Source organism: Moorena sp. SIO3I6 (assembly GCF_010672095.1).
In genome coordinates, this window is the sequence record NZ_JAAHHU010000140.1 from 1 (window position 1) to 13,947 (window position 13,947).

Annotated in this window: 10 protein-coding genes; 6 read left to right on the forward strand and 4 right to left on the reverse strand. The window is 44.7% G+C overall.

The features are described 5' to 3' along the window. Positions 1-639 precede the first annotated feature (639 nt). On the forward strand, positions 640-1,548 hold the full coding sequence (gene aroF / locus F6K49_RS27630; RefSeq protein ID WP_293020102.1) for a 3-deoxy-7-phosphoheptulonate synthase: 909 nt from the start codon (positions 640-642) through the stop codon (positions 1,546-1,548). Positions 1,549-1,561: 13 nt separating this feature from the next. Next, positions 1,562-1,702 (forward strand): hypothetical protein, encoded by a 141-nt coding sequence (locus tag F6K49_RS27635; protein ID WP_293020104.1) that lies wholly within the window; start codon positions 1,562-1,564, stop codon positions 1,700-1,702. Between the two features lie 21 nt (positions 1,703-1,723). Here the strand turns inward: F6K49_RS27635 and F6K49_RS27640 are convergent, their stop codons facing one another. The 3 genes from F6K49_RS27640 to F6K49_RS27650 all read right to left on the reverse strand — a co-directional run bounded on the left by F6K49_RS27640 (position 1,724) and on the right by F6K49_RS27650 (position 4,970). Next, entirely contained in the window at positions 1,724-3,706 is a 1,983-nt protein-coding gene (locus F6K49_RS27640) for an ABC transporter ATP-binding protein (protein WP_293020106.1), read from the reverse strand. Positions 3,707-3,813: 107 nt separating this feature from the next. Then, positions 3,814-4,074, reverse strand: a complete 261-nt coding sequence (locus F6K49_RS27645; protein ID WP_075901528.1) for a hypothetical protein — start codon at positions 4,072-4,074, stop codon at positions 3,814-3,816. A 683-nt stretch (positions 4,075-4,757) separates the two neighbouring features. Beyond that, entirely contained in the window at positions 4,758-4,970 is a 213-nt protein-coding gene (locus F6K49_RS27650; protein WP_293101754.1) for a hypothetical protein, read from the reverse strand. An 821-nt stretch (positions 4,971-5,791) separates the two neighbouring features. Here F6K49_RS27650 and nrtS point away from each other — a divergent pair. From nrtS to F6K49_RS27665, 3 genes are all read left to right on the forward strand, one after another. Next, positions 5,792-6,046, forward strand: a complete 255-nt coding sequence (gene nrtS, locus F6K49_RS27655; RefSeq protein WP_293020109.1) for a nitrate/nitrite transporter NrtS — start codon at positions 5,792-5,794, stop codon at positions 6,044-6,046. Beyond that, a complete protein-coding gene (locus F6K49_RS27660) occupies positions 6,006-6,815 on the forward strand; it encodes an aminotransferase class IV (protein ID WP_293020111.1) in 810 nt (269 codons plus the stop codon). Before nrtS ends, F6K49_RS27660 begins: the two co-directional genes overlap by 41 nt. A 765-nt stretch (positions 6,816-7,580) precedes the next feature. Further along, positions 7,581-12,833 carry a PAS domain S-box protein gene (locus tag F6K49_RS27665; RefSeq protein WP_293101757.1) on the forward strand — a complete coding sequence of 1,751 codons (5,253 nt, stop codon included), beginning with the start codon at positions 7,581-7,583 and terminating at the stop codon, positions 12,831-12,833. A 20-nt stretch (positions 12,834-12,853) separates the two neighbouring features. Here the strand turns inward: F6K49_RS27665 and ftsE are convergent, their stop codons facing one another. Further along, positions 12,854-13,525: a cell division ATP-binding protein FtsE gene (ftsE, locus tag F6K49_RS27670; protein ID WP_293020115.1), complete on the reverse strand. Its 672-nt coding sequence runs from the start codon at positions 13,523-13,525 to the stop codon at positions 12,854-12,856. Positions 13,526-13,551: 26 nt separating this feature from the next. On the opposite strand from ftsE, the gene F6K49_RS27675 reads away from it, so the two are divergent. Continuing rightward, positions 13,552-13,743 (forward strand): hypothetical protein, encoded by a 192-nt coding sequence (locus tag F6K49_RS27675; RefSeq protein WP_293020117.1) that lies wholly within the window; start codon positions 13,552-13,554, stop codon positions 13,741-13,743. Positions 13,744-13,947 lie beyond the last annotated feature (204 nt).

A 13,947-nucleotide genomic window follows, 5' to 3' on the forward strand; every position in this document is an offset into this window, starting at 1 on the left:
AGTCAATTGGTGAGGCCAATTGGGTTGACCCTGCGATCGCAGAAAATCTCGTAACGAGGAATGAACTTTGACTTCAATCAAACTAGCATTCAACGGCTTTGCCTCGTTAAACTGAGCAATGAGCACTAATACTGTGATCTTAAATCATGTCTTGGGCAAAAATCGTGAAAGACTAGACGACCATAGATGGGATTAGGCTGCATCGAAGCCAGAGGTAGTAGCTCAGACTTTTCCTCATTTCCCAGTAACTATTGACATCACCCTATTACCCTTGCTAGGGTAGTACCAGTAAAAAGAAATTGCCAAATTTTTCATGGCTTAGCCGCAAAGAGACATGTTCAGCCCCAGCTATTACTTTTATTTTTGGTTTAGCGAGGTTCACCGGAGGTGAGGATAGTTCCATATGGAACCCCCCGGTGGACCGCAGCAATATAATCTGCGGTCCTTTGTTTTTTTAGGCAAAGCAGCGACAAGAGCAAGAGATGACCACCTACCTTTACAGCGTTTACGGCTTTTACTTTTTTTGGCCCAGAAATCGTTCCGGGTAGTTAGGTCGTGCCAAGCTTTCACAGCAACCCGGAACCCTCAAGGAACCGGGTTTTTTTTATGTCTATATCTCTAACTAAGGAGTCCATAACCATGTTGAACGCTAAACTAGCACTAGCTACTAACCCCAATCACCAAACCATCGTTAGACTCTCAGAACAAGTTGTCTTCGGTGGCTCAGAACTGGTGATTATTGGTGGTCCATGTACCGTAGAAAGTCACGCCCAGATGGAAACAGTGGCTACTAAACTCAAAGCTGCCCCGGTACAAGCGTTGCGGGGAGGTGCGTTCAAACCGCGCACCTCCCCGTACTCTTTCCAAGGGCTAGGACTAGCAGGACTAGAAATTTTGTCTGATATCCGCAGGCGTCACCAAATCCCAGTAGTGACGGAGGTGATGTCGATTGGGCAAATTGAATCTATTGCTACCCACGCTGATCTGCTTCAGGTAGGTAGTCGCAATATGCAAAACTTTGACTTACTCAAAGCCTTGGGTAAGCAAGACTTGCCGATACTGCTAAAGCGGGGACTAGCTGCTACTGTTGAGGAATTCGTCATGGCAGCGGAATATATCCTCACTCACGGTAACTCTCAGGTGGTGTTGTGTGAACGAGGTATTCGCAGTTTCGATAACTATACCCGCAATATCTTAGATTTAGGAGCAGTAGTAGCACTCAAGCAGTTGACTCACTTGCCGGTGATTGTAGACCCTTCCCATGCTGTGGGTAAGCGGGAATTAGTGGCACCTCTGGCAAAAGCTGCAGTGGCAGCTGGTGCAGATGGACTGATTATTGAATGTCACCCGGAACCAGAAAAATCTGTTTCTGATGCTAGACAGGCGCTTTCCATCGAAGCAATGGTGGATTTGGTTCATAGCTTAAAGCCGATAGCAGCAGCAGTGGGACGACAGATTGCAGAACCTGTCACTCTTCCGGAGTTAGCGATTGACCTTGGCCAAAAGGCCACGCTACGCGAACGGTCACGCTACGCGAACGCATCTTAATCTATAGTGCTACTTGAAGTGGAATAGGGAACTTCGGACAAGGGAACAGGGAATGATTGAGCGTGGTCTTATAGCGCTGCATCGCTCTTTCCTACTGTTACCTGTTCCCTATTCCCTGTTCCCTATTCCCATCAATCCTAGTTTCACATCTTAAATGAAAATGCTAGATTAGCCATCAATCTCCTAGCATCTGCAATTTATATAAACTAGCGTACAATCCGTTTTGCTCTAACAATTCCTCATGGCTTCCCGACTCTACTAACTCTCCTCGCTTTAGTACCAGAATCCGGTCTACATTACGGATAGTGGACAGTCGGTGGGCAATAATAATTGCAGTCCGCTGTTGTAACAGCCGTTCCAAAGCTTCTTGAATCAGAGCTTCGGTAGCCACATCTAAACTAGCTGTTGCCTCATCGAGTACCAAGATTTGGGGGTTACGAATTGCAGCACGAGCAAAGGCTAACAATTGTTTTTGGCCAGCAGACAGATTAGTGCCTCGCTCTCTGAGCTGGGTATCGTAGCTTTGGGGCAGTTTTTCGATAAAGCTAGCCACGTTAGTCACCTCCGCTGAGGTTTTAATTGCCTCAATGGAGTAGGTTTCTCCTAAGGAAATATTACTCTTAACATCACCAGCAAAAAGAAATCCCTCCTGAAGGATGACTCCGATGTGGCGTCGTAGTTCTGCTTGGGGTAAATCCCGAATATCAATCCCATCTACGAGAATTCGCCCTTGGCTTGGTTCATAGAGGCGGCACAGCAACCGAATAATGGAACTTTTACCTGCACCGGTTGGACCAACTAAAGCAACTTTTTCCCCTGGATGAATGGTAAAGTGCAAGTCTTTGAGAACATATTCATCTTCCTTGTAAGCAAACCAAACATATTCAAAGCAAATCTCTCCGTTTAGGGTTGACGGTTTAAGGTTCAAGGGTTGTTCAGTATAACCATTGCTGAAGGATAAGTTAGAAGAGTGATGGGCTAGATCACCATTCAAGCTGCTTGGAGGCTTTATCGGTAAATCTCCAGATTGTTTCCGGTCTTGTTTCCCTCCCTCAAACTCTGGAGAACTTGCCACCTGCAAGCGTCTGACCTGCAAGCCTTCGGGGTCACGAATTTCAATAGTTTCATTCATGATGTCACTAATGCGCTCAATGGCAGTGAAACCAGCTTGGAGCATAGTGAATTTTTCGGAAAACCGACGCAAGGGGTCAAATAGCCGCTGAGCATAGAGGATAAAGGCCGACAAATCACCAAAACTCAGGTGATCTTTGAGGATAAAATGACCACCGCTCCACAATACTGCTGCGATCGCTACCAGGGAAATCCACTCTAGGGTTGCTGAAATCGCTGAATCGTGAAAGATGGTTTTGTCTACTTCAGTGATGTATTTTTGGTTAACCGTGCGAAACATCTCGGCATTGTATTGTTCACGGCGAAACAGTTGCACAATATTAATGCCAGAGATGTTTTCTTGCAGCATCGCGTTTAGGGAGGAAAGTTCTTCCCTAGATTTGTAGTTAGCTTTGCGATATTGTTTCTGGAAGTAAATAATAATAGCAGTCACTGGCAAGAGCATTACCACTAAGATCGATGCCAGTTGCCATTGCACCAAAAACATGGTAGCAGCAATGACTATCATGGATAGTAAATCACCCACGATGCCAATGGCACCGGTGGAAAAGACATCCCCTAGGGCTTCCACATCGCTAGTGAGCCTGGTAATCAATTTCCCCACTGGTGTGCGGTCAAAAAATCGCACCGCTAGGGAGGTGACGTGCTCAAATAGGTCTTCCCGGATAGCAGCAGTGATTTTCTGACCTATCTTCACCACCACGAATCCCTGAAGCCCAACGAACACTAACCGGATTAGTATGGTTAATAGTAGTATAGTGATCAGAATATTGAGGCTCTGTGATAGGGAGCGCTCTAATAGGAAAGACCAAGTTCGCTCTTCTTGACGAATTAAAGAGATTACCTGACCGACAATTAAGGGTTGAATGGCACTTGCTACGGACAGGGGTATCAATAAAGTAATTGCAATCAATAGCGGGCCTTTGCTGCGACGGGCGTAGGGGACTAGGCGTAGGAAAAGTCTCCAGTCGTTCTCTTGCGTTCGCATTGTTGGAGCTGCCTGTTTACCTGGTGATCTGCTGGTCATCTAACCCTAGGGGTGTTAATTTGGTGAACAATATGGTAGCGCAAATAAAATTGAGAGTGGTTTGAGTGAACCACGAAAACCCAAAGAACGGGAAGGACGATCGGCGGTTAAACTATAGGAGGATTGTCTCGATTGCTAAATTCTGAGGGTGGGCGATCGCTACTCCAAGCCCACCATACATAGCCACACTTACATTGATAAAACTCTTGCCACTTCCGGCGGTGGTCTTCACCCATCACTGGTGAGGAGCGATTAATCCAAACCTTCTCAGCTTCTAGAACAGATGCTCGACAACTAGGACAGCAGAACTCCAAGGCATGGGTGGCTGATTTGGTCCACTGAGGCGGTAAGGGGGCAAAAGCATCCATATATATAGCAATCCTCTGGGGGTCTCGGGGGGTAATAGTTAGCAATAGTTACGTTAATTTGGGATTCTTGATTTCCCTGAGACTATTTTAGGGGTTGTACCATCTAGAAATTGCCCTGAATCGGATATTGATATAGCTGAATGCTTGACGCAGTATATTGATATAGCGTAGCGCATTCAGCTATCAGCTAATGCGCTACAGATGGTGCTACTTGAGGTGCTATCAGCTTATGGGCTATGGGCAGGGTAATCCCAGCTATTTTGTATAAATTGTACTTGACAAAACAGACGTGGGCGCAGGGGTTTGCTTTGGCTAAAGTCCCACTAGACCAGATTTGGTTTTCCCGTATTCGGTCTTTAAAGTGTAGAACCTGATCTGTTTGGTTTTCACACAGATGTGTCAGGCAGTCAGGTCTAGGAGAGCCGTAATAAGGTTTCATCTGAGGCCTTATTACGGCTCGCCAATGAGCGTCGGCAGGCTATGCAAAAAAGGGTTAAAACTCGTGAAATAAGGCGAGCCTGTCTTACGGTAACTATCGCCAAAGGCGCGCTTGGCCGTAGGCCACGCCAAAGGCGAACGCGAACAAACCACTCTCTTACGGTAACTTCAAAGAAGTGCTCGGTTTTTATAAATTAAGCTAACTATCAATAAATTCTGGTTATTCCAATTATTTATATCGATAGCTAAATAGATTTTTTGCTGTTTAATAAATGTTTGATATAGCCATTATCTAATAATTGTAACCCACATTGTTTTGATTGGAAATCTTGGTAGCGATGCAGCAAGGGAACAGGGGAGGCAGCGCGGTCTTGGGGGTTCCCACGGGGCTTACAAGGTGCGGACGCAGGTTCCGCACACAGACCCTCCCCATGAGCGACTGCCGTGCTTTCTCCCATGAGCGACTGCATCAAGACAATGACAAAAATCTCTGTAACTTTTGAAAATTGATGTAAATTTACTAGGAAAAGGTAAAGATTAAGCATTTTTTTTGAGTTGAACATTATTGAGATATTGTCCAATAATTACGACAAGGTATAGCGCTACGCGCAAGTCAGAAGTCAGAAGTCAGAAGTCAGAAGTAAGCTATGACTAAGTTTCGGAGTTTAGGAATGTCCTAATCTTAATGCGTAGTGCTATAAACAAATAATAATTGAGATTCGTCAAGGATATTTTTTAGATGTTTTTGTTCTAATTCTGGGCTCATTATAACTTGATAGGTCGTATTGACAATTTATGACCTATCTTTTTTTACCATAATTCGCTCAATTTAATATAGCTCAAGGGTTACGGGGCGCTTGTCGCCCCTCCAGTGTGACAAGCCAAAATAAAAGATAAAAAACTAATAATCAGGATTACCGACTTCTAGAAAAGGCAATTATCACAAGAAGCAGAACGGCGTGGTTAGAAGTTTCCGTAGAAGAGGGTAGCCTTTATAGTTTGAGGTTCTTGCGCAAAAGGGTTAAAAATTGTTAATTAAGGCTACCCTCTTCAAGGATTCGTCTCCGGAATGACTCAGTCAGAGTTAATTAGAAGTTTGATTGCTCGCTTTCCTTATCCGAGAGACCCTGTGCAAAATTCATCCCACATCTCAATGCTACGCCATGAGTGTGGGATGAATTTTGCCGGAAGCTAATTTGGTAATTAACAGCCAACCCCCAACAAAAAACCATCAGTTAGGTAAAATTAGATGGTTAACAGCTTGCTCGATAGGTAAAGCGTGAAACCTCTAAAAGAGTTCTGTCTAAGTGTTGTTGATCGCGAATTGATGCCAACTGCACTGAGGGTGGCTTTGGTGGTTGGCTCAGTTCTGTTTGTGATCAATCATGGTTCTGCTCTCCTAAAAGGGCAGATGAATCGAGAGCGATGGATTTCAGGGGGTTTAACCTATATAGTTCCCTACTTGTTGACACTGGTTAATCACGATCATAGTCATGTCAAAACCCTGCTTCTGGTACAATGGCCAGCTAATTGAGGGCAACTTCCTAAGCCTGACCATTGATGAGCCAGGATTTATCTATGGCGCTACAGTTTTTACGACCTTACGAGTTTACCATCAGTCATTAGAACATCCACTAACCCATTGGACTAATCATTGCCATCGCCTGCAATCGAGTCTACAAGCATTTGGTTGGCAACAGCCGGATTGGGAGCAATTGCGCCAAGGAGCACAATCACTGATCACCCTTTACCCAGTGCTGAGAATTAGCCTATTCCCCGATGGACGAGAATTGATTATGGGTCGTCCTCTGCCAGCCAATTTAGCCCAGTGGCAAGAACAGGGTATCACTGCTTGGGTAGCCCAGTCCCCCTCTGTAAAATTTCATCGCTGCTTACCTACTCACAAGACCGGGAATTACCTATCTCCATGGCTGGCGAAGCAAATGGCGCAAAATATGGGAGCACAGGAAGGGATTCTGGTAGATAATCACGGGAATTGGCTGGAAACTAGTACAGGTAACTTATGGGGATGGAGAGATGGTCACTGGTGGACACCACCAGTGGAAGCTGGAATTTTACCGGGTGTGATGCGATCGCATTTAATTCAGTGGCTGACTTGCCAAAATCAGAGAGTTCGTGAGGAACCTTGGTCACCCGAGTTGGTAGGACAGTTGGATGCGATCGCATACACTAACTGCGTGGTGGAAGTTGTTCCCATTCACCGGGTCATTCAAGGCAATTCTGAACGAGTTTATGACCCACTACACCCAGTTTTCCAAGACTTACGTAAGGTTAAATATTAAGTCTTAAGTATTAAATATAGCAGTTTTCAATTGTGTTAGATCCAAAATTTTTGGATTTTAGGGAACAGGGAATAGGGAACAGGGAATAGGGAACAGGGAATAGGGAAAAAATCCTGTGTACCTCATAAGTATGGAAAACGCTATATTAACTGTTAATTGACGAACAACTTCCTACTCTGTTTATTGATCAGGGGTTGCCTTACATTAGCTGAGAGCTCAATGCTATTCGCGTAGCACCTCAAGTAGCGCATTAGCTGACTGCATACCTTTAGTCTAAGCTTGAGACGTTCAAAGTAGTTTTTTTTACGGTATCTAGCGGTTTTTATCCTAATGAGGTACACAGGATTTTTTCCCTTTTCTTTCTTCTGACTTTACTGCTCGGAAGTTCCTGCTCCCTATAAACCCAAAAAATTGTACCTTACTAGCTTAAAAACCGCTAGATACCCAATGATTATTATCAAAAATTTAATTAGGTATGGATAAATATACTTATCCTGCTATCTGTTGATAATTGTTTGGTAGCTAAAAAAATCTCTGCAATTACAATTACCAAGTTTTTAATTTGGTGCTTTATGATTCAAGCAATAGATTAGATTTATATTCGGTAAATTTTATGATATAGCTATAATAAAAATACGTATTTATACGGTAAATTAATTCATCAAAATTGTGTAAATTCAAGACATATATTCAGAATTACAAGACAAGTTTCGGAAGAAATATATCAACATGGCCCCTAGAAGGTCTGGGAGATAATATCTCGGTATGCCCTACTCAATGGTTTTGGTCTGGCTCAATTTTCTCATAGAAACTGTCCCAATTAGCGATACAGATAGAGCAATGAGTGGTACCTATGACCTACAGTTAGTTGTTCTATCCATTGCTATCGCCTCGATTGTGACCTATACGGTGCTCATTCTAGCTAGACAAGTAAAAACCTCACAAAAGAGTAACCGTAAAGGTTGGCTGATTGGTGGGGCAATGATCATGGGAGTTGGGATTTGGTCAATACACTTTTTGGGAATGCTAGCATTCCGGTTCCCAATCCCCATCACTTATGATATGCCGATGGTACTGCTTTCTTACTGGGTAGCAGTGCTAATATCTGGTGCCGTACTCTATAGTGTCAGCCGCATCACCAACCTCAGACATTTAATGGTGGGCAGTGTGGTAATGGGATTAGCGATCGCATCCGTACCCTACCTGCTGATCGCTGCCATGGGAATACCAAGGCTGATTCACTACAACCTCCTTTTAGTTGCCCTATCCGTTGTTATAGCCAGCTTGACATCCTTTTTCATCTTGTGGCTATCCTTTGATTTGGGGGTAGGAACTAGAAAAGTCCTTAATTGGTGGAAGCTTTGCTGGGCAGTGATCCTGGGATTAGCCATTACCTCTGTACACTATACAACCATGATGGCAGCCAAGTTCCCCGTTACTCCACCATTAGACACTGGGTTTTCTCCAACATTAAATACTTCGGTAGTAACAAGCACAATCGGGATAACTAACCTAATCATCTTCAGCCTCACCTTACTTGCCTCATATTACGAGCAGAAAACGAGTAAAGCACTGCAAGCTCTTAGACAAGAAGCATTGCAAGAGAGCGAAAGGCTATTCCGAACCGTGATTCGAGAAATGCAGGTCGGGGTATTGCTATTCGAGGCAAAAACCGAATTCATGCTCTTTAATCAAGCGGCTCTGGATATACTGGGCTTCACCGAAAGTGAATTGTTGGATAAAAGTCCTTTTGGTTCGGATTGGACTATCATTCACGAAGACACCACTCCATTCCCCACCGAAAGTCGTCCTATCCAACAGGCAATTAGCACCCATAAACTGGTAAGAAATGTGGTTATGGGTGTCCACAATCAAGCGACTAAAGATTGGGTATGGTTACTAGTGAATGCAGATCCCCAGGTGGGGGTGGATGGGTTAGTAGAGCAAGTCATTTGTACCTTTAGTGATATCACCAATCGCAAGCGAGCCGAGGAAGCGCTGCGGCAAGCTGAAGCGAATTACCGTAGCATTTTTGAGAATTCAGTAGAGGGCATCTATCAGATTACACCCGATGGGCGCTTTATTAGTGCCAATCCAGCCTTAGCGCGAATCTATGGCTATTCTTCCCCAGAAGAACTAGTGGAGTCGATTACGAACGTCTCAAAACAAATTTATCTGGACACTGAGGCTCGTAACGAGTTTACTAACAGAATCGCGGAAAATGGTGCTGTATCATCCATTGAGGCTCAGGCTTATCGCAAAGATGGTAGTGTAATCTCGATTTTGGAAAATGTGCGCCCTGTCCGAGACACTAATGGGAATTTGCTCTACTACGAAGGCTCTGTGGAAGACATTACCGAACGCAAGCGAGTTGAACTGGCCTTGCTGGAGAGAGAGGAGCAGTATCGGTCAGTGGTGGAAAATGTGCAAGAGGTTATTTTCCAAACCGATGGGCTTGGGGTGTTGACCTTTCTCAATCCAACTTGGACAGAAATGACGGGCTTTTCTGTAGCAGATAGCATTGGTACTAACTTTATTGATTATCTCCATCCTGATGATCGTCAAACTAACATAGAACTGTTTCAATCCCTAATTACCCACAAACAGGAGTATTATCAGCAGGAACTAAGGTATATTACCAAGGATGGGGGCTCAGGCTGGCTCGAAATTCATGCCCAATTAACCCTAGATCCTGACAATAGTATCACAGGGACTTCTGGCACTATCCAAGATATTACAAATCGTAAATTAACCGAGTCACATCTGAAAGAAAGTGAAAAACAACTGCGTCAAGTGATTGATTTAGTGCCTCATTTCATTTACGCCAAGAACCGAGATGGAGAGTTTCTTCTAGCTAACAAAGCAGTTGCGGAAGCTTATGGTACGACAGTAGATGAGTTACTATACCATCGGGATGAAGATTTTCCTCAATCTTTCCTAAAATCATTCCAGTTTAGAGAGGCGGATTTGCAGGTATTGGAAAGTGGAGAACCGACACACCTTCCAGAAGAGACGATCATCTATCCCGATGGAGAAAAGCGTATCATCCAAACTACCAAAATTCCCTTCTCCTTAGCAATTTCCCACATGCCAGCGGTATTAAGTGTATCGATTGATATATCTGAGCAAAAGCAAGCCGAGCAAGCATTACACCAGCAACTGACTCGTGTAATGCTACTCAAACAGGTGACCCAAGAAATCCGCCAAAGTTTAAAAACTAAACAAATTTTTCAGACCACCGCCACACAAATTGGTCAAGTGTTTCAGGTCAATCGTTGCACCATTCATACCTATGTTTCCCAACCCTATCCTCGCATTCCTACAGTTGCTGAGTATTTAGAAAAGGGTTATCTATCGATACTGGATTTAGAAATTCCGATTCTGGGGAATCCTTATTTAGAGCAGTTGTTAGTCCAAGACCGAGCCATCAGTTCCCCTAATGTTTACCAAGACCCCCTTCTGAAACCGATGATCCCAATATGTCGGCAGATTGGAGTCAAATCCATGTTGGTAATTCGTACTTCCTATCAGGGGGAACCGAATGGTGTGATTGGAATACATCAGTGTGATGAATTTCGTCAGTGGAGTCTGGATGAAATTGAGTTACTCGAAGCCGTGGCTGACCAAGTAGGGATTGCTATTGCTCAGGCTCACCTGCTTGAGCAAGAAACCCGCCAACGAGAGCAATTGACTGAGCAAAATTTTGCCCTAGAGCAAGCTAGAAGAACTGCCGAAGCGGCCACTCAGGCAAAAAGCGAATTTCTGGCAACCATGAGCCATGAAATCCGCACTCCGATGAATGCTGTGATTGGCATGACAGGTTTGCTACTGGATACAGATCTAACGTCCCAGCAACGAAACTTTGTGGAAACGATCCGCAATAGTGGGGATAGTTTACTCACCATCATTAATGATATTTTGGATTTTTCCAAAATTGAGTCTGGAAAGCTGGAGTTAGAAGAACAACCGTTTAATCTGATCACTTGCATTGAGGAATCCCTAGACTTGTTGGCAGCAAAAGCAGCTGAGAAAAAATTGGAGTTAGCCTATCTATTCCATCCCAACACTCCACCCATGATTGTGGGAGATGTGACTCGGCTGCGCCAAATTCTAGTTAATTTGTTGGGGAATGCGATTAAATTCACCGATATCGGGGAAGTATTACTTTCTGTAACCGCCCGAGAAGTGAGCACAGGGGAATGGGTTGATGGCAAAGAAAAAGAACAAAGCAATACTGCTAACTACTCCTACCCGTTGGCGTCTGGTTCTGACTACGGAAAACATTACTCTTTGAGTTTCCCTACTCTACCCAATGGAAACTACTACACTCTACAAGGAGGATTTGACCAGACGGGCTATATTAACGGCTATATTAACGGGGTCAGGGGAGCGAACGGAACACAGAACAATACGAGAGACAACACCAGAGTATTTTTACCGCCTCAGCCCCAGATTTCTTCCCGCAACCCTAACACCACCAGATTTTGTCCTCCTTCCACCCAATCCTCAATCTACGAAATCCAATTTGTGGTCAAGGATACTGGCATCGGCATTCCTGAGGATCGGATCGACCGCCTGTTCCAGTCCTTCTCTCAGGTGGATTCCTCCACATCTCGCCAATATGGAGGCACAGGTCTTGGTCTGGCCATTTGTCAACGGCTCACCACCATGATGGGTGGCAAAATTTGGGTAGAGAGTCAAGTTGGTCAAGGCTCTAAATTTTATTTCACTGTATTGGCTAAACAGCCTGATCCGATCGAGGAACCTAACCTGCCAGTATCTCAGCCATTGTTAGAAGGAAAGCGGCTGCTGATTGTGGATGATAGTGCGACCAACCGCACGATTATCTCCGAGCAAGCCAAGTCTTGGGGTATGCTTACCCAGACAGCAGCATCAGGTAGAGAAGCTCTCGATTGGCTCAGTCAGGGGGATAAATTTGACATTGCCATTCTTGATGGGTATATGCCTGAGATGGATGGTTTTACCCTAGCAACGAAAATCCGCCAGCAGTCTGAGGGTCAAGCCTTGCCCTTGGTAATGCTGAGCTCAATGAGTCAATCAGATACAAAGCATCATCAGAGTCAGCTAGATATTGCAGCTGTTTTAAACAAGCCTATTAAGCAATCTCAGCTTTACGATGTTTTGACCCAGGTGATGAGCGGACAGCCGATCAAGATTAAGCGCACACCTGCTCAACACCTAAAACTTGACACCGAAATGGCGCAAAAGCATCCTTTGCGGATTTTGTTGGCTGAAGATAATATCGTTAACCAGCAGTTAGCCCTGCAATTGTTGAAACGGATGGGGTACCGGGCTGATGTCGCGGGTAATGGATTAGAAGTACTCCAAGCTCTGAGTCGTCAGCCCTATGACCTGGTTTTGATGGATGTCCAAATGCCGGAAATGGATGGCTTAACTGCGACGCAACAGATTTGTGAACAATGGCCAGCTCATTCACGCCCCTGGATTATTGCCATGACTGCTAATGCCATGGAAGGGGATCGACAAATGTGCCTGAGTGCAGGAATGGATGATTACATTAGTAAGCCGATCCAGGTACCAGAGTTAGTCCGTGCCTTGAGTCAAGGTCGGCACCATCGTGAACTTACCAAGCCAGTAGTAGCTGATCAAGCTGTTGACTTTTCGGTTTTGCAATCCTTGCTCGACAGTATCGGAAAAGGGGGGGCGGAATGCTTGCTTGGTTTGATTGAAATTTACTTAAAAGATACTCCGAGGTTAGTAAAAAACATGGCTCAAGCAATTATTGAAGAAGATCCAAAAGCCATGGAAATTGCGGCTCACACATTAAAGTCTAGTAGCGCTACCCTAGGGGGGATAAATCTATCCAAACTGTGTCAGAAACTGGAAAGTCTGGGGAGGTCGGACACTATCACTGGAGCAGCGGAAATTTTTGCCCAGCTTGAGTCTGAATACCAAAAAGTCAGAGCAGGACTGACCGAGAGTGCTAAGAAAATTGAACAACAATCCTTCAGCCCAGTCCTCACCCATAATGTATGATTTTTCGTAAACTATTGCCTCTAAAAAGGCGAATATAAACGACCTTCTCGCAGCTGTACTACTGGCTGATTGGAGATTCTGACTAAGTTTTCATCATGAGTTGTGACAATAACTGTAGTGCCTAGGTGATTGAGTTTCCTGAGAATGTTTAATACCTGCCAAGAATTGTCGGGATCCAGGTTACCTGTTGGCTCATCAGCTAATATCAAGGGCGGTGTACTAACAATGGCACGAGCTAGACTTACCCGTTGTTGTTCTCCTCCTGAAAGTTGCTCTGGAAAACAGTTGGCTTTGTCTTGCAAACCCACTAATTTAAGGGTTGGTGTTAGGCGTCGCTTAATTTCTTTGCGAGTGAAACTCTGTGCCCACAGAACAAAAGCGATATTCTCTGACACAGTTCGCTTGGGAATTAGTTTGTAGTCCTGAAAAACAATCCCTAGGCGACGGCGTAGGAATGACAAGCGATCGCCTCGTAATTGCCCAACATTGATTTGATCGACAAATACTTTCCCTTGGGTGGGGCGCTGTTCACCATAGAGTAACTTTAGCAATGTGGATTTACCAGCACCAGAAGGCCCTGTGATAAATAAAAAGTCCCCTGACTTGACTTCTAGATTGACGTTAAACAAACCTCGGTTGTTGGGATAGGTTGTTGTCACTCCTTGTAATTTGATTATCGCTTTCTGGGTCATTAGGGATTAGGGAAAGATAGGGAAGTGTGGGGAGATGGGGAGATGGGGAGATGGGGAGATGGGGAGATGGGGAGATGGGGAAATGGGGAAATGGGGAGTCAGATGAGGGACTGGTATTCCACGAGGCTGAGAAGGTGCTGAGGCAAGCCTTAGCACACAGCCGCTCCCCAACGAGCGTTCGCGTAGCGTGGCCTACGGCCAATCGCCAAAGGCGATGAAGCAAAGCTTCCGCGCTTATGCGATCGCATCAAGATAATACTCGACAATACTCATGTTGTCAGGTGTATTGATTCAGGTGCAACATTTAACCTGTACAAACCTACTCACAAGCAGATAGGACGATGGTATAGCATTAGTTTTAACTAATGGTTGTTGCCGACAAAGCAATGCCAAAAGCATTGCGCTATTTTTATTAATGGAGG